The following is a 20444-nucleotide window of genomic DNA, read 5'->3' on the forward strand; positions in this document are numbered from 1 at the left end:
ATGAATTGCACTATTTCAATTGAAAATTTGAGGATTGAGGTGGTTTGGAAAGGGGAGGGCTATAATCCTGTATCTTCCTGATAAGAAAGCGAATTGAATCCCAAGGATTAATTGCGACCTGTTACACCGTTTTTTGCCATTTCCATTATTTCCCATTCCTCATTACCGACTTTCATTACTTCAATGGGTTTGTTAGTTTGAACAAAACCCACTTTTTCATAGCATTTGATGGCCCCAATGTTCCAAGAAAATACGTTTAGAATAATCTTTTCTTTGTTTAGTTCACGGCACACGAAATCAACCAATATGTTCATTAATGCCGTCCCCAAGCCTTTGGCGCCCTCATTGATTTTTCTCCGATTAAAATACGGGCCAATTTTGCCACATTTTTCTTTGGCAAATATATTTCTGCAATACCGACTGTTTTGCGATGCCCGTGTTCTATTCGAAATACAATTCGTTTGGTGTCGGACAAATACAGTGCTACTTGTCTTTGGTCGATGGGATACGTAAAAATCGGGCCTGCAAACTGAATTAATTCTGATTCGTTTGAAATCCATTTTTGAAGATATTCCCAATCATCTATTTTAAATGGTTTTAATTTTAACATACTTATTTTCCCATGGGGCTACCTAAAACAATTACACCTATTGCCTTATCAGTTGTAAATTATTGAAGAACGGGTTGATGTCCAACACTACGGGTCTTCCATGAAAATCTCCCATTGGCTTTGTATCCCTGTAACATCTTTTGATCGCTATGGGGCATGGGTTAACCTGGATATCCTATTACAATAACAACAGGCCAGAATTTCATTTGGTAAAACGTGGTTGGTTATTTGAATTTACTTGCAACCCGCTCCATACCATTTTTGATACCGTACCTGATCATATTCCCATAGCCATCATCCGATAAAAATTTGGTGTATGAAAATGCTACATCATAATTGATTTTAGCCTTCCTGAAATCATTTAGATCTTCATAACCCTTGGCAATATTTAGATACAAGGATGGGTAAGCTCCCTTTACTTTTTTATCATCAATTTTTAGTGCAAGATGCAATGCCATCTTGTCCCATTTTAATTTGTCTGCAACACTTTCCTGATGTCGTGCTACATAATGGGCAGCGGTAAACTTTTCAAAATTATTTGAAGCTTCATCCCAAGCCTGTTTAAAAAGCTTTGAAGCTTCATCTTTTCTTCCTTGCCCTTCAAGTTCCATACCTTCTGTACAGAGTTTCACTATGTTGTTGTTATGATCATACATGATACCTATCAGATTTAAAGGTTAATGTTTTGTGTGTTATTTGTTGGCATACCATCTTGGCAAACAAATAATTACAAGTAGCAATAATGCTCTTCCTATCGGTCATCTTTAATCAGATGCCTTTATGTTCCTTATTAGCTATGTAGATTTCTAAAGAGTCCATTTTCCTTGTGCTTTAGCTAGGTCAATGAGTTGTTGACCGTGCTCTGTCATCAAACCTTCTTGAACCATTCTTTCTGCGCGTTCCATATTGCGAACACTCCAATTGCTCCGTTTGGGATTTCTTGGTGTAAATGTCAAGTAATAACTTTCTTGATCCCTTTTTTTACATAAACTATCGATTCAGCCAAAGCAAACAGCCTCCTCGGTAGCTTCGATTAAACTAACACACGCTTGTTTACTATTTTTCTTATGGAGTATTAACCAAACTGATTTTTCAGTTTGGCAATTATCAGTTAACCATTGTCGCCATTCCATTCTTGTACGGCAATATATGGCCGGTTTGCCATCTTTTAATTCCATTGGTCAGGGGTATTTGTTTTTAAAGTGTCTAGAAATTGGTGGTTGAACATCATCTCTAAAATAGTTTCGAAGGGAGCTATGACGGAAGCAGTGACAAAGCTGATCTTGCCTCCGTTTCTGTCTGTAATCCCTTCGTAATGTTTGGCTCCAACAGCTGTTAAAGTATCCGATGTACAATTAAGGTTATCCACCTGCCAACATGCAACTGCATTGATCAAAGAGCTACCTGCCCCATAAATAATTGCGTTTTTGTTTTTGAGCATCAATGGTTTACTATTTTGGTTTTGTTTGCCAATGTAAATGACATCACATAATCAAGTTAATCACCAATGGACCCCGAGATCATTCAAGATACGTTCTGTTACTGCGATACGTCCCCTTGAAAAATTGGTATTGGTGTCCTGCACGTCTTTTTGTAATCGAGTGGCAAAAAAGAAAATATTGCCATCAGTGGTTTCGACATAGCCAACCCACCAGCCTATATCGATTCCATCTTTCCTGGTCCATCCGGTTTTACCGCGTAAAACGCGAGTATCGGAGCGATCGGAAATCATGATTTCCTTGACCTTATCTATGTTCCCATCGGAAAAGGGCAGCTCATTTTCATATAGCTTGATCAGAAGTTGAATTTGGTTTTTAGGGGTAATGGAGAAATCTCCATAATTCCAAAAATCGGTTCCCTTTTCGGAGAAGTTCCCATTGCCATAGTTACATTTTTTAAGGATTTTCCTATACTTCTTCCTACCAATTCTTTTGGCCATCTCAACATAGAACCATACTGTTGAATTTTTGTAGGCACTCCGCATGTCTGTGTCCTTGTTCCAAGCTTTAATAACAGTCCCAAAGTGTGATTTTGGTTTGCCATCCCAGTTTAAAATTTCAGTCTCATCTTGTACAGCTTTGTACTCTAGGGCAATCAGTGAGTTCAGGATTTTGAATGTTGAGGCAGGTAAGGTGGCAACATTGGCGTCTTGCTCATCGGTATACATCCATTTTTTATGGTTGTAATCATAAATGGTTGTACTGCCTTTTAAACCCAGACTGTTGGATATTCCGTTAATGTTGACCCCCGTAACGGACGTCATTGACCCCTGTGAAGATTTTGGTCAAAAAGATATGTTACTGACAAACTTACAGTTTTTTTCTCAGACTTTCACCCTTCAATTCGATGCGATGTGAGGTGTGTACCAACCGATCCAATATGGCATCTGCGATGGTTGCCTCCCCAATGATTTCATACCAACTCCCTACCGGCAATTGACTTGCAATAATGGTCGATGACCTGACATGTCTGTCCTCAATGATCTCCATCAGGTCCATTTGCTGTTTTTTGTCCAGATGGGCGAGTCCAAAATCGTCCAATATCAATAGATCGGTTTTGGCAAGTTTGTTAAAGAGCTTGAGGAAGCTCCCGTCAATACGGGCCATTTTGGTTTTCATCAATAGTTTTTGTGTATTAAAGTACAGCACCTTTTTTCCTTGTCCGCAGGCCTGGTATCCCAAAGCGGAGGCCAAAAAGCTTTTTCCGCAACCGGTGGCCCCAGTGATCAGGATACATTCCCCTTGATCCAGGTAGGTTCCGGTGGCCAGCTCCGTGATCTGTGAGCTGTTGATGCCCCGGGCACTTTCCAGGTTAAGCTCTTCAATAGTGGCCTGGTACCTAAATTGTGCTGCCCTGGTCAGCCGGTCAAAACGCCGGTTCGCCCGGTCCTGTGCCTCTGCTTGCAGCAGGACTTCAACACCTTCGCCAAAAGAGAGCTTGTGGTGTTCCCGGGTTTCTACCATGGCTTTCCAACGGGCATACATCCCATGGAGCCGTAAATCAGTGAATTGGTTTTCAATGGTACTCATGATATGGATAAATTTAAAAATGGTTATTTATAAGCTTGTGGACCGCGGATATTGCCATGCCCTGGGAGCGGTTCCTCCTTGGGCTCCTCCATGTATTCGGTCATTCTATTCTCCAATACCTGTTTTAAAAAGCGGTATGTATAATTCTGGTACTTTAAACCTATTTGACAGGCCTTGTCAAAGGTATCGGCAGGCGTTTTTCTGGCCAGGTTCAGGATGCCATCACAGGTCCTGTAAAGTTGTTCCGGGTATTTGTCCTGCTTGAACAAAGCTTCCATATAATTGTAGAGCACCTCGGAGTGTTTGTATCCCCGCTGGAGATAATACGTAGGGCTCCGCTGTTTGTAATACCGGTGATGGGAGCACAGGTGCTCCTTTTGTGTGGTATAGCCCCCTTTGCGACGGCCTCTGGGATGGGTGGCTATAAGCGCTCCCTTGTGGTATATCTTCACCAGGGACCGGGTATGGATTACCTTGACCTGCATTCCAATATAGGTATGGGGGACACTGTAATAGTGTTTATCGATACCCAACCGGATATGGTTGTTATTGGCCACCTTGTGTTCCCGATAGCACTTGATCTCAAAGATAGTGGCAGGTAAGGGCTTCAAGTGCTGTCTCTCATCGGCCAGGAACTTTTCTTCCCGGCAATATTCCCTATGTTGCATCCGGGTCTGGTTATGGGCCTTGGTTTTCGATGCTATGGCCACGTTCATGGAGTGCAGGTCAAAAAAGGTCCGGTCCCGAAGCTTGGCATATATCCGGCTGTAGATCAGCTTTACCTGGTTCTCCACCAATGATTTGTCCCGGGGCCTTCTGGGGCGTGCCGGTGTGACCGAACAGCCGTAATGGTTGGCAAAATCCTCCAACACACGGTTAATGGTGGGCTCATAACTGTTGGCTTGTACCACAGCTGCTTTCAGGTTATCGGGGACCAAGGTCTGAGGGACACCTCCAAAGGATTGTAAACAGCAGTTCAAAGCGTGGATGAAATCTTCTGTTTTCTGGCTGGGTACGGCCAGTGCAAAGCAATAATCGGAATATGGGAGACAGGCGACAAAGACCTGCGCAAAGATCTCCTCGCCGGTAACCCTGTCAAAATAGGACAGTTGTTTGCCCGCGTAATCGATGTAAAGCTTGTCCCCGGGATGGTGTTCCAGTACCATCGTAGGGCGGCTGCTATGCCTAAATTGCTGTAAATGATAGCAAAATTGGGTATAACTATAGGGATTTGAAGTACCTTGACAATATTCTTCCCATAAGAGCTGCCGGTTTACGCCTACCCGTTTAAGTTCCCTGTTGTAGTGGTCAAGGCGCTGTTTTAAGTACTCATAACGATCATCCTTATAGGAAGGGTTCCCTGACCAGAGCTTAGCTTCCAGGGCAGGGTCCTCTTCTTTTAAAAGCTCGGTGATGGAGAGCCCGCCCCGGCTTACTTTTTTGATATAGCTCTTGACCGTATTCTTGCTGATGGACAATTCCCGGGCAATGGTCTTGATCCCTTTGCCCTGCGCATGCATACGGAGTATCTGTTTTACTTGGCTCATTCGTTTTGGTTTTCCTGCCATTAAATATCTTTTGGTGGTTCACACCAAAAAAACCAAAATCAAATAAAACAATGACCAGTGGGGTCAACATACTCCGGAATCTTGATCGATTTTCCCCGAAAAGGGGTCAACATGCTCCGGAATATGACTCCAACCAGATAACTTTTATATTTTCAAAAGGGGTCAGCATCCGCCGGAATGGCAGTACCCTAAACGACCTCCGGTAGAGGGGTCAACATGCTCCGGCGTATCCAACTGTCATAGTATTTTATAGAATGCTGTCCATGGGTTATACATGGAATTATGAAAAATATAAATAGGGGAGTGAGATGTGATTTCATTTTTGCTTGAAAATTGTAAGGCATGTTAGTCTATGTGGTTGTTTACAGTCGTTAGATCGTTAGTATGGTTATTTCATGTTTGGCAGTTGGGAATACCAGCAGGACAAGGCTAAATTAAAATTCGAGCGTTACTGGTTTTGAGGTTGACAAATGGATACATCATACCCATCGATATCACATAACGAAAATTCTTTTCGACCTGAATTTTTATTGACATGTGGTTCTTGCTCTATAATGGCATCCATTGTTTTTGCACGCTTCCAGACAACATCTAAATTATCCACCAAAAAATATGGAATAAGACCATTGCCCGCAGTAATTTTGGAATTGGATCATGTGGGATGACCGTGAATGCTCCATTTGTGTAAGGAGAGAATTTGATGACCTTTTTCGTTTTTTAAAATTTCAAAGGAATTTCCTCCATGTCCACTTTTACAACCTAACAACCTTTGGTGCCAGATGGAACGCTGAGCGACATTTTTTACGGAGATTAAGGGTTCAGTTTTGATCATTTCCAGTTTTATTGCGATATAATTGGGGTTAAAAGTTTGGTGCTATCGTGTTTATCGGTTCAAAAAAACCGTATTCCTTTTCAAGTATTCATTGAACCTCGATAGACTTTGTTGTAATCCCTCGTCAGCCTTGAAGGCCCTAATTGCCTCTTCTTTGGAGGGTACGGAATCAAATATGTTGCACCATTCAACCTGGGTTTGGTCACCATTGGCCAGGATCGTAATGCTTATCGTGAATCTAGGTTCTTTTTGATGTTCCATGACTATAGTTTTCAAAGGAACGACCTTGGTATACACATATTCATTTTCGAAATCTGTACCATCAGGTCCGTGCATCGTAAATGAACATATCCCACCTTCACGGACGTCCATTTTGTGTATTGTATTGGTAAATCCATCAGGCCCCCACCATTCTTTAAAGTATTCAGGGGTTGTAATTGCTCTCCAGAAAAGGTGAACTGGAACATTAAATGTTTTTGTCATTTTAATGGAACTTTCGTTGATATTTTCCATATGCGGAGTATTTATTGATTCAAAATATTATTTGATTTTCAAATAGTTGTTTTGCGTATCAGCGGAAGATATTTTCTTCGCTCTTCATACATTGCCCATACTAAAATGAAAGCCATTGCCACGGAAATGAGCAATCCTTCCCCAAGGGTGATATGATGTACTTATGATCCCCGTCATAATGGGTAAAATGGCCAGAGCGCCCAATGCTCGGAACCTTGGGATCATGAATAATACACCTCCGATAATTTCAACAATTGCCAATAAGGGCATTAACCATGTGATTTCTGTCATTGCCATAATCATCTTCATCGCTTTTTCTGGAATATCCTCAGGAACGGGCATATAATTAAAGAATTTGTTGAGGCCGGCATTGATAAACATCAAGCCCAAAAGCAGACTTAATACAAATACGATTCTGTTTTTCATTTTATTTAGGTTGGGCGTTGTTTAATAATTCATCTAAGTTTTTAAAGGCATTCGTAAGCCCGTCTTTCATACCCATTTCAATAACCTGTTTTAAATGCTCCTCGCTGGCATAGGTAGTTACAATGGTTACCTTGGTGTCTTCAGATTCAGAATCAAAATGATTGTCGAATTTTGCTACCGGAAATTCTGGATTGATTGTTCCGTCTTCATCAGAAAAGGCATCTTCTCCGGAGAAGTGTTTTTGAAGTTCAATGTTAGTATAAGTTGTAATTCCCCAGTGTTCTTCATTATTTGGACCCACCATCGCATAGAGACGTTGACCACCCGTTCTAAAATCCATGGATTTGGTCTGGGATTTCCACGGTTTTGGTGCCCACCACTGGTCCAGGAGTTCTGCTTCTGTCCAAGCTTTCCAGACTAAATTTACAGCTGCGTTAAATGTTCTTTCCACAGTAAGGACGTTGTTTTCTGCTTTAAAAATTGTCTTATTCATTTTCTTCTTTTTTTAGTTTTATCAATAATTCATCCAGTTTATTGAGACGTTTTTCCCATAAGATCTTGAAAGGTTCAAGCCAGTCGGCAACGGCTGTTAACTGGTCAGCTTCCAAATGGCAGTAACGTTCCCGTCCTTCTTTCTCAATGGAAATGACACCGCATTCCTGAAGGTATTTTAGGTGTAGGGAAACGGCCTGTCTTGTCATATCAAATTGGTTGGCCAGAGCCGTAACATTTTGTTTTTTACTTGTGAGGGACATTAAAATGTCTCTTCGCGTAGGGTCTGCAATGGCATTAAATACATCTCTTCTCATCATTGGTATTTTTTAAGTAAGCATTTGCTTGTAAATGCATAAGCAAGTTCATACTTCTGCACATAATCCTTTTTGTGACCTGCCCCAAAAATGTTAGCGGTTCCGTTGTTTTATTCTACTTGCTGCCCAAGGAACTTTTCGATCATTGGAACGGCAACAAGCTCACTTGCTTTAAAGCCAGGTTTCAGTGTTGTTATTTCTCCAATATAATCACCGTGTCCGCCTGGGATAATTGCTAATTGTGAGTTTGTTATTTGTCCATATAATTCAATGGCATGTTCAGGTGTAATGACGTCTTTATCACCGATGATGATTAAAGTCGGTGCTTTAATGGATGCTATCTGCTCATCTGGAATGTCTTTGAAATTTACCATTCGCTTGGCATCTTTGTCGTGCATTATCTGCAAACCATTTGTGTCTGGCGCCACTTCTTTATACGCCGTTTTCAGTTGCGCTGGCATATTCTCCAATGTTGCTTGTTTCATAAAGTCCCAAAACCATTCAGGAACACCATCACGCTTGGCAAGAGCAGAACCTACAATGATTTTATCAACGATTTCAGGGTAGCGAATGGCAATCTGTAAAGTAGTTGTTCCTCCGTTACTGAAGCCAAAAAAATCAGCTTTGTCTATATTCAGGTTTTTGAGAAGGGTTGCAATGTCGTCCGCATCTTGCTCAAAAGACACTTCTGCGTCTCTGTCGTCCGTCCGTCCGTGAGCTTGTAGTTCAACTGCGATTACTTGTCTGTTTTTTGCGAATAACGGGATAACCTTCCCAAAGGTCGACTGAATTGTTGACCCACCTCCGTGAATGAGAACAAATGGTTTACCTTGACCGTACATCTCGTAGTACATTTTTATTCCGTTGACTTCCGAATAGCCATTTTGGAAAACTAAAGTATCATTTGTAAGGGTTCGCTTACTTTTCTCTCCTTCCGAACGAGCAGTTTGATTACACGAAACGAAAGTCAGAAGCCCTAAAGTAAAAAGTATGGCTGTACGTTTCACATTAACCTATTTGTATCAGTAATTCCTGCATATTATCCAACATTTGTAACCAACTGGGATAAGCACCTGTTTTCTTTGCCAATTCTTGCGAAACTGTTTGGCGAAGTTGCAGTTTGGTTTTTCCATTTTCTTCCGTCAGTGTTACGGTCACAACTGTATTCCCTGGCCAATCCGGGTCCATTCCCATTTCAGCGGGATTTATTGGATTGCCATTTTCATCAGCATTAATCACTGTAAATGTAATTTTTGAATTCGGTATCACTTCTTTGTATTCCCCAATACACCAACAATCTCCATATTGGGGGTTTGAAATGCAAGAATGGTAGGTTCCACCTTTTTCTATTTCTAGTTTTTTAAAAGCAATAGTGCAGCCATCCGGTGCATACCATTTCATTAATTTTTCTGGGTCTGTCCAAGCTTGAAAAACACTTTCAATGCTTGCATTAAAGATTTTTTCAATGAAGATTTCATCGGTTTTTACACTATTTTCCATGTTTTCTTTTTTGATTTATTGATAGTTTTTATTGGTGGTGTTGCTATTTTCGGTACTGTTCGATCCATTGATGCACTTCGTTTCATTTTTCAAGTTTGGTTTATATCATCTTGCGCTGTCGCTTTGCTGAACAGGTAACATCGCATACAGATGAAGTTGTTGGATATAATGAAATTGCTGGTATGCTAATGTCAAATTGTGCTGTAATGGCGTATAAATTGGCATACTTCGGGGCTATCAAGTCTATCGTGGTCGGTCTTGATGGTTCTGCAGAGGCATTGAATATATTCCGTCTCATCAGTATGGGTTTTAAGCAAGTGATTGCTTGCAAATATATATGCAAGTTTTTACTTGCGCAAATTGTATTTGGTAAAAAACAGGAAATATGTACGCAAGAGTGGTCTGATTTAAAGCATACGTTTACCCCCATTATAGAAATGAAAGAAACCGCTCCCCGGACTTAATTTTCATTATGACCCTTGCCTTCAAATATTTTAGGAAGCGACTTATCAATTCTTGAAGCTCTGGTTTTGGATTGTTTGGCTTGTGAAAAATAAAGGAGATACCCTCTTTGTCTGCCTGGCGTTAGCTTGTTGAACGCGGATTCCAATTGAGGGTTTTTTTTGAATGCCTCTTCCAGTTCTGTTGGCATTTCATAGTCTGAAGTCTTTTTCTTTTTAACCGTGAGACCTGATTTTTCCACTTCGATCGCTTCAAAGATGTATGTTTTGATAGCAGTTTTTAAGTCCATTATCTCTTGCAAATCAGAAAATCGGATTTGACGGGCCGATTGAACATTCTCGGTTTGTTGTACCAAAATATGTGCAGTGTCCTTCAGCAAGGCTCCTTTGTGAAATAGCAATGCACAATAATCTTTAAAGCCGTGGATGAGGACAATATTTTTACCTCGATAGGTGTAGCAAGGGTGCATCCATTTGAAATCTTCCTCCAAACCACAATCCAAACAGATGTTTCTCAATAAAATGGTTTCTTCTTTCCAGTTTTTAATGTTGTCAATGTACTTAGCTACCTTATTGTTCATTTCTACTAGTGATGATTGTTATTTTTCGGCTCATAGGACGCAAATACCAAGACAAAACAGTTACCACCATTAATAGTAATGAAGGTATTGCTTCAGAAAATGGCTGCCCCGCTGCGAGATGTGATATAAACGCACCGGACATGGCAAAGAAAAAACCTGCATACGCCCATTCCTTTAAAAGAGGAAATTTTGGTAGGAGGATGGCAATGACACCCAATAGTTTCCAAGCTCCAAGAATACTTAACAAGTATAGGGGATAGCCCAACTCTGTTACGATTTCGTTATAGCCACCAACTTGAAATAATTGCTGTATACCACCGGCTGACATTCCAATGGAAAGGAAGATGGTAACCACCCAATACATTATTTTGTTGCTATTTTTCATGTTGAATTATTTTAAGTTTTTCAGTATTTCCTCAAGTCGGTTATGAGCCAAGTTCAAGCCATACGCGAAGGGGAGTTTAAGCTGCTCTGCACGGTGTTCCTCGGATTTATATATCATTTGGATGGTCAGTTTACTCGTGTCGTTGGTAAGTTTTTCAAATTCCAGGAACTCTAGATGGACACTTGACGGTAGGTTTTCCATTTCAAAGGTTCGTATGATTTGTTGATTGGGTACAACCTTATGTATGGTTCCATTGGCTTTAAACACTACCTTGCCTTCGTGCGAGGTTTCAAACTCGTAACCCCCATGGTTTCTATGCTCAAGTTTTAACACTTTGGTTCCCATCCACTGGGCTACAAACCCAGCCTCCGCATATGCTTTGTACAACAGTTCTACGGGAAGGTTGAATTCCCGGGTAATGACGAGTTCTTGGCCGCCATCCGGGACATCGATTTTGGTTTTTTGTTCCATTGTTTAGTTAGTGTTTGATTGCTGTTTTTTATTCACTTCTTGCTCATTTTATTTCTTGTGTTCGTGCATATTGGATTTCATTACAGCCTCCAAGGTGTTAAATCGGTCCTCCCACATTTTCCTAAAGGGTTCTATAAAATCAGCTATTTGCTTCATCCCCTTTGGATTTAATTGGTAGTAGATTTCCCTTCCTTTTTGCTCTTGTTTCAATAGGTCACATTCCGTTAGAATTTGAATGTGTTTTGAAATGGTCTGTCTGGAATAGTCAAAGTTTTCAGCAATGGCGCTTGGTGTCATTGCACTGGCGGCCACCAAGGTGATAATAGTTCGCCTTGTTGGGTCGGAGATGGCCTGAAAAACGTCTCTTCTTAATTTCATTGCGCAGTTATTTAACTGCAAATATATATGCAGTTATTTAGTTGCGCAAATTTTTAACGGGTAAAACTTTTTGAACTTAGAATTGCGTGGTTGGGCCGTATGGTGGAGGCTCCTAAAAACGGAAAATTTGAGCTATACCTTACATGATGACCTGCTCCTATATTTAGGTATTGGTCATCACTAGAGAATCGGGGCATCACGGAAAAGTTGGCACATTTAATTATCCCGTTGTTTTTCTGGATGATTGGTTCCGACTCTTCTTTTTAAGTCGCTAAGCAAATTATTAAATTCCATAACCTTATATACGTTTATACAATATGGGCATGGCTGCTACATTATTTCTATAGAAATTTTCAAGTACATATTCCTTAAAGGATTTTTTAAAAATCAGGGAAGGCAAAATGTCCAAAAGACTATCCCAACGGCAGTGATTGATAATTTTATATTGTGACTCTTCAAGATTTTTTGGTAGAAGAAGAGTTGAGTTGTTTAGGCCTGTTTCTTGTTGAAACCAACCCGCAGTACACTCCCAGATTTTTATATTCTGCTTCAAATCATCTGCATAGAAGTAGTTGAATAAAAACACGCCTTGTTTTGTATGGTCAACTGCGTTTATTGGACTGCACGAATAGGTTGCGAGCCAAAATGGTCAGGATGCTCCGCATCAAGCTGTCCCTGAGCGTTTCAAAATAAGGCGATTCGCTGGACTGGTACTCTTGCTCCAGTACATGTAAAAGATGGTGCAGCTTTTCCTTTTCCCTGTGTTCGCCCACAATGGAGCCCCGGCTGCGTGAAGCGGTGTGCAGCAAGGTTTTCAGGGTGTTACCCCAAGAACTGTCCCCTTCGGCAGTTTGTCTTTTACGGAAATAGTCATTAAAACGGATAAAACAGAATTCGGTCAATTTATCGATTTCAAAATGGTGGAAGTCTTCCGGCCCCAGTAGAAATACATCCCCTTCACCATAATCGACGACATTTCCATTGATCTGATGTTTTCCGTTCCCCTTTAAGATAAATATGATTTCAAAATAGGTATGGTTGTGGAGGGGATGTTCCCAATGGGAGGCTTCAAAATGATAGATATTGAAGGGGGAGTTCAAAGTGTATCGCCTCATAGCATGAAATGAAATGGAAAAGTACGTATTAATATTGGAAAAGTACAAGTGTAATGGCTACGAAGGCACTTAGTTTTGTTTTTCGTTTTGATAATAATTTCAATGGGATAGTATGAACAAAAAAATATATGTTGCAGCTATAGTGGCCGTAGCCCTAATAACTTTACAGTTTTCAGTGCAGGAAAGCAAGGAGTGGGTTCCATTATTGGATGAGGATTTAACGCAATGGGAAACCTATTTGAGCTATAGGCATAAAGCCGACTATGATGGAAATATACCAATGGATGCCTTGGGCAAACCCATTCCCCCAATTGGTTATAATAGGGACAGTACTCACGTATTTTCCGTATTGAAGGAGCCGAACGGCCCCGTATTAAAGGTAAGTGGGGAAATTTATGGGTGTTTGTTCACCCGGAAGTCCTATGAAAATTACCATCTGAAACTTCAGGTAAAGTGGGGGGATAAGAAATACGAACCTAGACAGGATAAGTTGCGAGACTCCGGAATACTGTACCATTCCATTGGCGAGGCTGGAGTGGAATATTGGCGATCGTGGATGCTCTCCCAAGAATTCCAGGTAATGGAAGGGCATATGGGTGATTTTTGGCGGCAAGCCAACTCGGCCATAGATATTCGTTCCTTTCCATCTGAAGGCAGCCTGATGTCAAGTGTGGCAGATGAGACCCAGCCCTTTCGGAGCTTCAAGGAAGGGAGTGATGGATTTTGCCTTCGTTCGGCAAACTTTGAAAGTCCGGCCGATGAGTGGACCACATTGGAACTGATTAGTTATGGAGGGAAAAGCCTGCATATTGTCAACGGACATGTCGTGATGGTGCTTAAGAACTCCCGCTATACCCGAACCGATGGGGAGGCCGTGGATATGGTAAAGGGCAGGATCCAATTGCAAAGCGAAGCCGCAGAGGTGTTTTATCGCGATATTCAAATCAAACAACTCCAATCCATGCCCAAGGCCTATCAGGGGTTTTTTGAATAAACAAACCTGAGCATACAAAATAAGTCAAACTTGTCTTGGGGTTTGCTATCAATGACATTTCCCCTATTGATCATTTTTATGTTGCAAGTCCAATCATACCAAACGACAGTTCTTGGACATTTACAAGCAGAGCCGTGAAGAAAGCTGGAGGCTGGACCTTCCGTATAGTATTCACAGTATATTCAGAATAGTTTAAAAACATACTTTTTTTAGTACTATAAGTACCAAAATATCAATTAAAACAAACTATTCTTTGTCTTGGTTTAAAAAAAATACTAAATTAGTACTATGAGTACTAAAAATAGAATAAAAATAAACCAACTCTTGCAATCACAGCCGTCAGGGACGGTATTTCTGTCTTCATGGCTTGTGGAACATGGGTATAGCCATGACCTTTTACGGAGGTACAAGAGCAGTAACTGGTTGACCTCTATAGGTTCCGGCGCAATGATCAGAACCGGGGATAAAGTGGGTTACGAGGGAGCTTTATATACCTTGCAGCAGCAAGGTGGGGTGCCAGTGCATCTGGGAGGAAAGACCGCTTTGGCCTTGCAGGGCAGGGCCCATTACTTGGATTTGAATGTACAACAGTTGTTTTTGTTTTGCGGGAACAATAGTACGCTTCCGTCCTGGTTTTTGAATCATGACTGGGGGTACAGGATAACCCCGATACACACCTCTTTTCTTCCTTACGATATAGGATTGACATCGATACCTCACAAAACGTTTACCTTAAAAGTGGCCAATCCGGAAAGGGCCCTATTGGAATGTCTTTATTTGACCCCGAGGGTCCATTCCTTATTGGAATGTTATGAAGTCATGGAGGGAATGAACAATCTCAGGCCCAAACAGGTCCAACTTTTACTGGAAAAGTGCACATCCATAAAAGTGAAACGGTTGTTCCTTTATATGGCAGAAAAGGCCAATCATCGTTGGTTTGACTATGTTGATACCGAACAGGTACATCTTGGGAGTGGTAAACGTGCCTTCGCCAGGGAAGGTGGGGTGTATAATTCCAAATATAGGATAACGGTACCTAAAGAACTGGAGGATTAATGGAAATAAAGGAAGTTTATAAAATACAGGTAGCACTTTTGTTACAGGTATTGCCCGAAGTGGCCAAGGAAGCAGATTTTGCATTGCATGGTGGTACGGCAATCAATCTTTTTGTAAGGGAAATGCCCAGACTCTCCGTGGACTTGGACATCACCTATATGCCTATCGAGGACAGGGCCACCTCGTTGTCAAAAATTATAGCAGCGTTAAAACGTATAAAGGCAAATATAGCGTCCATTGTACCCAAGGTACACATAACCCTTGATGAAAAAATACTGAAGCTTTTGATCTCAACCCCTTCTGCCCAGATAAAATTGGAGGTCAATCAGGCCAATAGGGGCGTTTTGGAAACTCCAAAAGAAATGATGCTCTGTCAAAGGGCACAGGATGAATTTAATGCATTTGCCGCCATTACTGTGGTTTCACTGTCCCAACTTTATGGAGGTAAGATATGTGCCGCTTTGGACAGACAGCATCCAAGGGACTTGTTCGATATTAAACTGTTGATGGAGCATGAGGGATTTACCAAAGGGATAAAGGAAGGCTTTATCCTTTGTCTTTTGAGCAGCAACAGACCTTTATATGAGATATTGAACCCAAATCTTACGGACCAGCGCCATGCTATGGAAAACCATTTTGACGGAATGAGTGCTGTTCCTTTTTCTTACGAAGATTTTGAAAAGACACGGGTTGAACTTATAAAGACAGTAAACGAGAGCCTAACCGAAGAAGACAAAACATTTTTAATGAGTGTAATAGGTCTTGAACCCAATTGGGAAATCTATGATTTTGAAGAATTTCCTGCCGTTAAATGGAAATTGGAGAACCTGAAAAAGTTAAAAGAGGCCAATCCTACCAAATACAATGAATTGATTGAAGCCCTGAAGAAGGTTTTGTATTAGGATAGAAATCTGTTTTTCTTTTTATGTATAACAAGAAGGGGTTCCAGTTGATAAAATTTACAAAGATGGATGTAGCCATCTGATTCACTAAGTATGTGAACAAGTACAGCCATGTAATTGATACAATAGTGTTCTTAAAGTTCAATTATGGCATCGAAGGAAAATTGAAGGTGTTCACCCATCCGTACATAGCCCAATTGGTTGGTCACAAGCGTGGTGTCTCCCATTTGGAAAGGGGCTATATTGGAATGGTGGTGCCCATAGATCCAATAATTTGGGCAACATCTTTTCATCAGGTCGTCCAGTTCCACGGCAAAAGCCTCGTTCAAGGGATCACCTTGGTATTTTTTGGGATACTGGTAAAAAGTGGGGACATGGTGGGTGACCACCACCTTTTTTTTGGAACTCTTATTCAGGTTTTGCTCCAAAAAGAAGAGGCTTTCTTGATGTAGGGCATTATAATCGGAAGGGGACAGCAATTCCCCATTGTTATGGATGGCCCTGAAATCAGAAAGCATTCCGGTGATATGTCCTTGGTTTTTATCGGAGAGTTGGGTCCAAAGCGTGGTAAAAATCAATTCCACCTCCTGGACTTCGATGGTTTGATTGTTCACCAAAAAGATGTTATCCCTTATCCTTTCTTTAAAGGAGCCCGTCCTATGTCTAATATCCGACCCATAATATTCATGGTTTCCTGGAATCCAATATACTTGTTGGAACTTGCGGGATAGGTCATCGAAAAACCAATCAAATTTACCCAATGTGGAAAACAACACAATGTCCCCTGCCATGACCAGGGTATCCGTTTGAGGTTGGATGGGATTGTCCTGAATAAAGTATTTGTTCTCAGGAAATTCCAAATGAAGGTCCGATATGTATTGGATGGTCGCCATATTACTTTTTGTTCGGCAAAGTTCGGAAAATAATATTCCCCAAAGGGCTTAGAACTTTATCAAAGCAGGGAATCAAGTCGGAGAATCACTATCCCATAGCCTCTCTGTCCAAAAGTATTAAACTTTGGCAAAAACAGAACTTTTTGCCAAAGTTAAACCTGCAGCTTACCCTTCACCAATTGGTTTATCATGAAAATGAAGTGTACATCTCATTGGTAAAAGTGGCCGAGGAGACCAATCAGACCGAGTATATTTTTAGAAAATTGAACGAGCAATATGTCATCGAACTGCAGCAAAAGTCCAAAATGTTGTCCACTATAATGGAACCTGTGATCATTGTGTTGATCGGTTTTTTTGTAGGGGTCATATTGGTATCCATATATTTGCCGATGTTCAGGTTGAGTAGTGTTCTTGGAGGTTAATAAATTCCTATTGATTCTTTTTATAATTTTATATTATGAAATGAGCGCAAATCTTATTTCAAAAGCTCTTTTTTGGTGTTGTTGTGCAATCAGGTGTGCAAAATTTGATAAATGCATATAAATAATTGAATAACAGTGTTTTGTGGGGTTATTGCTAAGTCTGCCACCCCGACAACCATGGTTTTATTGGCAACAATGAAAACCATAATAAATTGAAAGCCAGAAAATTAATATTTTATGGCTTTTTTTGTTTTGGTCTGAAATCAAGGGTGAGGATGTCCTATTTTTGTCGGGGTAAATTCATTAACTTGTACTTCCCGATATGATTTTCGTGTGATTTGACTTTCGCTCAACGGATTGTTCCACTTAAAGCGAAAACACATGAACAGCTCTAATTCATTCATTATCAGTTTTTTGGCTAAAAAAATCAGCCAAAAAAAAGGATGGACGGATTCCCATTTACGCCCGTATCAGATTTGAGGGAAGATATTCCGACCTCAGTGTCCACAAATCGACTTTTGAAGATCTGAAGGGGTTAGTCCTCAGGATGGATAATATTAAAAGGGTTCGGGAAACCGGACTCTTTTTTTATTCCCATAAATTATAAAGGGTCAAAATGTGCTTGTTTGCAATTGCACCAAAGGCGAATTGAAAGGTTTACATAAAAATATTTTGGAACGCATCCTCTATTTCAAGTACTTCATTATGGGTCAATTCCTCAAATTCCTTGTCCCTTTTTTTCTTTGACAATTTGCCGTTGTTCTGGTCAAGGAATTTGATTAACAAATCCACTTTTGTATCAGGCAAGGTTACGCGGGCATTGATAAATTGGGTCAGTCGGTCATATTTTTCAAGGTAGTCCAATTCTTCTGGTATGATCCTTTCAATGGTTTCTTCCACACACTCGTATAGGAATTCCGCTTGCCTGGTCAAATCAAAATATTGGTACAGATCTATGGTCTCATTAAGGATCTTAACATTGTGGTCCGGTGCTTCCTCCCATTGGACCAAATCAACCCTTGGGGAAGAAAAATGCTCCAAAACATCCTGATATGCATCTATCCTTTCCAAAATGGCGGAGGATACGGGAAAAATCATCCCCCTTTTGGTGTAGCCCATCCGCGTGAGCAAATGGTGTATGATATACCGGTGGATCCTTCCATTGCCATCGGATAAGGGGTGGATAAATACAAAACCGAAAGCTATCGTGGCCGCAGCCAAAACAGGGTTATATTGCCCCTGTTGTAAAAGGGCATTGGTCTCCAGCAATCCTTGCATCAGTAAAGGTAAGTCTTTGGCACTGGCCGATATATGGTCGGGCATGGGAGCCAGTGTGTCCCTATCGTGTTCCCCGATAAAGCCTTCCCCTTTGCGTATGCCCATATACTTTAGTTTTTTGCTTCCAATCACAATGTGCTGTAGCCTTTCAATCTCTTCAACAGTAAGGGGCACTTTTCCGGATTGGCCTATGGCCTTCCCCCAGTTCCTTGCCCGCATGTTCGGAGGGTACTCCCCTTCAATGGCGAAGGATGCTTTGGAATCCTTGAGCAATAAAAAAGCAGCGGTTCTCCGTATCAGGTCCTTGTCCCTTTTTCCCAAACCCTTTTCAACGGCATCCGACAGATTTTTTTTAATATACTGTTCCAGTTTCTCTGTCTTTCGTATCATGGGACAGAAACCGGGAACCCCGGGCAAATTGTTTTTGACCCTGTGCCGGGTGGAATTTTCAGATGGACCGGTAAATTGTAGAGAAGAATCAACAACTTCCACATAATTACCTGTTTTTAGACCAGGTACTTCAAGCGTCTTCCCCGTCAACCATTCATATAAAAACCAGGCCCTTCTGGTGTATTGTCCAGTGGGCTCCTCTTCCAACATTTTTAATATGATCACTTCCCCGGTAAGTTCGAAGAATTTTTTCAGGATGTAGAGATCCAAAGGTTCATATTTTAGCGCAAAGGCCAAATGACTTTTGAGGTCATCCTTAGGTTTGTACCTAATGGTAAATACCTGCCATTGGTTTGTATTGTAGCGTTGGTGTTTTTCCGTTGCAATGGATAAAGTATCAGGCAAGGGGACCATTATACCGAGCTTGCTTTTTATTTCTGAAATCAACAGGGAATAACCGGCCAAGAAACCTTCTTCCGGTAGGGTTCGACCATGAAAAACGGTTACTTTTCGTGAAAAATGATTACTCACAATTGATTTTTATGAAATTCAATTACAAACATAATATGAAAAACGATTACTTTCCATGAATAATGATTGTTTTTATACTTGTCTCGTGAATTATGGTTACATTCTTTAGCCATCATGTCTTTTATGCCAAGTGCATCTTTTTGTAACAAATTAGGCAACGATGTTATTGGCTGCAAAACAAGGATATTCCAAAAGGGTTGCAAGGTGTGTTAATGCCAAAATTTAGGTGGGCGGATATGCTGATGTCCAAATTCCCTAAAATTAACTTCTATAGAATTAGTGATGAAACAGGCATTGTAAACATCCATATCGCCAACTATTGGTTGAAAAAAAATGGTGTCAAACAATACAATTTCCTGACAAAACCACAGAAAGATAGCTTAATAAGGTTTTTGAAAAACTATAAAAGCGGGTTGGATTTTAGAATCTATGTGGATGAAATGGATAGTCCACCAGAGCCACAGAATGATTTTTCTAAGGATAATGCTTCGGTTTATTATTGCAATAGATATAAGCTTACGAGAATAGAACATCCTACTCTATCAAATAAAATTTTTGTTTCCTCCCAAAATGTCAGAGGGAGATAGGTTAGCAGATTGGTTTCACGAAATATTCGAAGAATTAAGAAAGTGCAAAGAACTAAAGGCACCCCAAACTTTAAAACTATTGTAAATCCTTAAAGGAATCATAAAATATAACTTGAAAACTTGTTACAGCGCTATTTTCAATAAAATATTTGTGTGTAATGATAACGTAACCTAGTTTTGTTCCCCAAATGAAAAAGGCTTTTGCAAAATATTTGTTTCCTCTGTGCATTGTTTTGCTGGGAGGATTCATCAACTTGCAAGCAAATTTGCAAGAAACACCGGTTACGGATAATGCTTGCTATCTTCAAAATGTAGAAGGCCAACATTCCTCTGCTGTATTCAATGCATTACAATTAGGTCTTGAAAAAAGACATTGTGTAGAAATCGACATTGAAGAACAAGAAGAGCGCGAGGAAGAAGCAACATCACATAATTTTTCCTCAGCGTATGGCAGTTTTTTAACTGCCCATTTTTTTGCCGCCTCTTGGGGGCAATTGTTTTTGGAATCTAACACAAATCGTGGGTTTTCTATACCCAAGTCCGCTTCATCAATAAAGAAGCACGTTAGGTTTCAGGTATTCCGAATTTAGAATTTTCCTTTTGCGTTCGAAGCAGCCGCTTGTCGCGAAAACCCCTACAACCCTTTGGGTAATAATCATTAACCAAGGGTAGGTCCCTTTATGTGGATTCGGACTTCCCTTGACCATTTCTAA

General features: G+C 40.6%; 26 protein-coding genes and 1 pseudogene. 6 read left to right on the forward strand and 21 right to left on the reverse strand.

Features of this window, described 5'->3' with window-relative positions; all coding sequences use genetic code 11:
* Positions 1-107: 107 nt before the first annotated feature.
* The 14 genes and pseudogenes from VM932_RS16770 to VM932_RS10190 form a co-directional block, all read right to left on the reverse strand.
* Positions 108-404, reverse strand: a complete 297-nt coding sequence (locus VM932_RS16770) for a GNAT family N-acetyltransferase (protein ID WP_428979826.1) — start codon at positions 402-404, stop codon at positions 108-110.
* Entirely contained in the window at positions 314-610 is a 297-nt protein-coding gene (locus tag VM932_RS10135; protein ID WP_326278694.1) for a hypothetical protein, read from the reverse strand. The genes VM932_RS16770 and VM932_RS10135 overlap by 91 nt, the downstream gene beginning before the upstream one ends.
* A 224-nt stretch (positions 611-834) precedes the next feature.
* The gene (locus tag VM932_RS10140) at positions 835-1266 is read right to left on the reverse strand and encodes a hypothetical protein (RefSeq protein ID WP_326278695.1); all 432 of its coding nucleotides are present in this window, start codon (positions 1264-1266) and stop codon (positions 835-837) included.
* 150 nt (positions 1267-1416) lie between these two features.
* Positions 1417-1788 (reverse strand): annotated as a pseudogene (locus tag VM932_RS16815) (YdeI/OmpD-associated family protein).
* Complete coding sequence (locus VM932_RS10145; RefSeq protein WP_326278696.1) at positions 1779-2051, reverse strand: hypothetical protein; 273 nt, start codon at positions 2049-2051, stop codon at positions 1779-1781. The pseudogene VM932_RS16815 and the gene VM932_RS10145 overlap by 10 nt, the downstream one beginning before the upstream one ends.
* Before the next feature lie 60 nt (positions 2052-2111).
* Positions 2112-2873 carry a penicillin-binding transpeptidase domain-containing protein gene (locus tag VM932_RS10150; RefSeq protein WP_326278697.1) on the reverse strand — a complete coding sequence of 254 codons (762 nt, stop codon included), beginning with the start codon at positions 2871-2873 and terminating at the stop codon, positions 2112-2114.
* A gap of 46 nt (positions 2874-2919) precedes the next feature.
* Positions 2920-3639: an IS21-like element helper ATPase IstB gene (gene istB / locus VM932_RS10155; protein ID WP_326278686.1), complete on the reverse strand. Its 720-nt coding sequence runs from the start codon at positions 3637-3639 to the stop codon at positions 2920-2922.
* 23 nt (positions 3640-3662) lie between these two features.
* Positions 3663-5207, reverse strand: coding sequence for an IS21 family transposase (gene istA / locus VM932_RS10160; RefSeq protein WP_326278687.1), 1545 nt, complete (start codon positions 5205-5207; stop codon positions 3663-3665).
* An 883-nt stretch (positions 5208-6090) separates the two neighbouring features.
* Positions 6091-6552 (reverse strand): SRPBCC domain-containing protein, encoded by a 462-nt coding sequence (locus VM932_RS10165; protein ID WP_326278698.1) that lies wholly within the window; start codon positions 6550-6552, stop codon positions 6091-6093.
* Between the two features lie 84 nt (positions 6553-6636).
* Entirely contained in the window at positions 6637-6978 is a 342-nt protein-coding gene (locus VM932_RS10170) for a DoxX family protein (RefSeq protein WP_326278699.1), read from the reverse strand.
* A 1-nt stretch (position 6979) separates the two neighbouring features.
* Positions 6980-7471: an SRPBCC family protein gene (locus VM932_RS10175; RefSeq protein ID WP_326278700.1), complete on the reverse strand. Its 492-nt coding sequence runs from the start codon at positions 7469-7471 to the stop codon at positions 6980-6982.
* Entirely contained in the window at positions 7464-7790 is a 327-nt protein-coding gene (locus VM932_RS10180; protein ID WP_326278701.1) for an ArsR/SmtB family transcription factor, read from the reverse strand. The genes VM932_RS10175 and VM932_RS10180 overlap by 8 nt, the downstream gene beginning before the upstream one ends.
* A gap of 107 nt (positions 7791-7897) precedes the next feature.
* Positions 7898-8794, reverse strand: coding sequence for an alpha/beta fold hydrolase (locus VM932_RS10185; protein WP_326278702.1), 897 nt, complete (start codon positions 8792-8794; stop codon positions 7898-7900).
* 1 nt (position 8795) lies between these two features.
* A complete protein-coding gene (locus VM932_RS10190; RefSeq protein WP_326278703.1) occupies positions 8796-9287 on the reverse strand; it encodes an SRPBCC family protein in 492 nt (163 codons plus the stop codon).
* A 95-nt stretch (positions 9288-9382) separates the two neighbouring features.
* Here VM932_RS10190 and VM932_RS10195 point away from each other — a divergent pair, with 95 nt between their 5' ends.
* The gene (locus tag VM932_RS10195; RefSeq protein ID WP_326278704.1) at positions 9383-9751 is read left to right on the forward strand and encodes a hypothetical protein; all 369 of its coding nucleotides are present in this window, start codon (positions 9383-9385) and stop codon (positions 9749-9751) included.
* Here VM932_RS10195 and VM932_RS10200 read toward each other — a convergent pair.
* The 5 genes from VM932_RS10200 to VM932_RS10220 form a co-directional block, all read right to left on the reverse strand.
* Positions 9748-10329 carry a YdeI/OmpD-associated family protein gene (locus tag VM932_RS10200; RefSeq protein WP_326278705.1) on the reverse strand — a complete coding sequence of 194 codons (582 nt, stop codon included), beginning with the start codon at positions 10327-10329 and terminating at the stop codon, positions 9748-9750. The two genes, VM932_RS10195 and VM932_RS10200, sit on opposite strands and share 4 nt — an antisense overlap.
* Positions 10319-10714: a DoxX family protein gene (locus tag VM932_RS10205; RefSeq protein ID WP_326278706.1), complete on the reverse strand. Its 396-nt coding sequence runs from the start codon at positions 10712-10714 to the stop codon at positions 10319-10321. Before VM932_RS10205 ends, VM932_RS10200 begins: the two co-directional genes overlap by 11 nt.
* Before the next feature lie 6 nt (positions 10715-10720).
* Positions 10721-11185, reverse strand: coding sequence for an SRPBCC domain-containing protein (locus VM932_RS10210; RefSeq protein WP_326278707.1), 465 nt, complete (start codon positions 11183-11185; stop codon positions 10721-10723).
* 48 nt (positions 11186-11233) lie between these two features.
* Complete coding sequence (locus VM932_RS10215; RefSeq protein ID WP_326278708.1) at positions 11234-11563, reverse strand: ArsR/SmtB family transcription factor; 330 nt, start codon at positions 11561-11563, stop codon at positions 11234-11236.
* A gap of 602 nt (positions 11564-12165) precedes the next feature.
* Positions 12166-12678, reverse strand: coding sequence for an AraC family ligand binding domain-containing protein (locus VM932_RS10220; RefSeq protein ID WP_326278709.1), 513 nt, complete (start codon positions 12676-12678; stop codon positions 12166-12168).
* 112 nt (positions 12679-12790) lie between these two features.
* Here VM932_RS10220 and VM932_RS10225 point away from each other — a divergent pair, with 112 nt between their 5' ends.
* From VM932_RS10225 to VM932_RS10235, 3 genes are all read left to right on the forward strand, one after another.
* Positions 12791-13672, forward strand: coding sequence for a 3-keto-disaccharide hydrolase (locus VM932_RS10225; protein ID WP_326278710.1), 882 nt, complete (start codon positions 12791-12793; stop codon positions 13670-13672).
* A gap of 288 nt (positions 13673-13960) precedes the next feature.
* Positions 13961-14728 (forward strand): type IV toxin-antitoxin system AbiEi family antitoxin, encoded by a 768-nt coding sequence (locus VM932_RS10230; protein ID WP_326278711.1) that lies wholly within the window; start codon positions 13961-13963, stop codon positions 14726-14728.
* Positions 14728-15630: a nucleotidyl transferase AbiEii/AbiGii toxin family protein gene (locus VM932_RS10235; RefSeq protein WP_326278712.1), complete on the forward strand. Its 903-nt coding sequence runs from the start codon at positions 14728-14730 to the stop codon at positions 15628-15630. Before VM932_RS10230 ends, VM932_RS10235 begins: the two co-directional genes overlap by 1 nt.
* Before the next feature lie 134 nt (positions 15631-15764).
* Here the strand turns inward: VM932_RS10235 and VM932_RS10240 are convergent, their stop codons facing one another.
* Positions 15765-16523 carry a metallophosphoesterase gene (locus tag VM932_RS10240; protein WP_326278713.1) on the reverse strand — a complete coding sequence of 253 codons (759 nt, stop codon included), beginning with the start codon at positions 16521-16523 and terminating at the stop codon, positions 15765-15767.
* A gap of 143 nt (positions 16524-16666) precedes the next feature.
* Between VM932_RS10240 and VM932_RS10245 the strand changes: the two genes are divergently transcribed.
* A complete protein-coding gene (locus tag VM932_RS10245; RefSeq protein WP_326278714.1) occupies positions 16667-16945 on the forward strand; it encodes a type II secretion system F family protein in 279 nt (92 codons plus the stop codon).
* Positions 16946-17602: 657 nt separating this feature from the next.
* Here the strand turns inward: VM932_RS10245 and VM932_RS10250 are convergent.
* Positions 17603-19144, reverse strand: coding sequence for a Fic family protein (locus VM932_RS10250; protein ID WP_326278715.1), 1542 nt, complete (start codon positions 19142-19144; stop codon positions 17603-17605).
* 775 nt (positions 19145-19919) lie between these two features.
* On the opposite strand from VM932_RS10250, the gene VM932_RS10255 reads away from it, so the two are divergent.
* Positions 19920-20321, forward strand: a complete 402-nt coding sequence (locus VM932_RS10255; protein WP_326278716.1) for a hypothetical protein — start codon at positions 19920-19922, stop codon at positions 20319-20321.
* Positions 20322-20444 lie beyond the last annotated feature (123 nt).

Source organism: Flagellimonas halotolerans, from assembly GCF_035818535.1.
GTDB lineage: Bacteria > Bacteroidota > Bacteroidia > Flavobacteriales > Flavobacteriaceae > Flagellimonas > Flagellimonas halotolerans.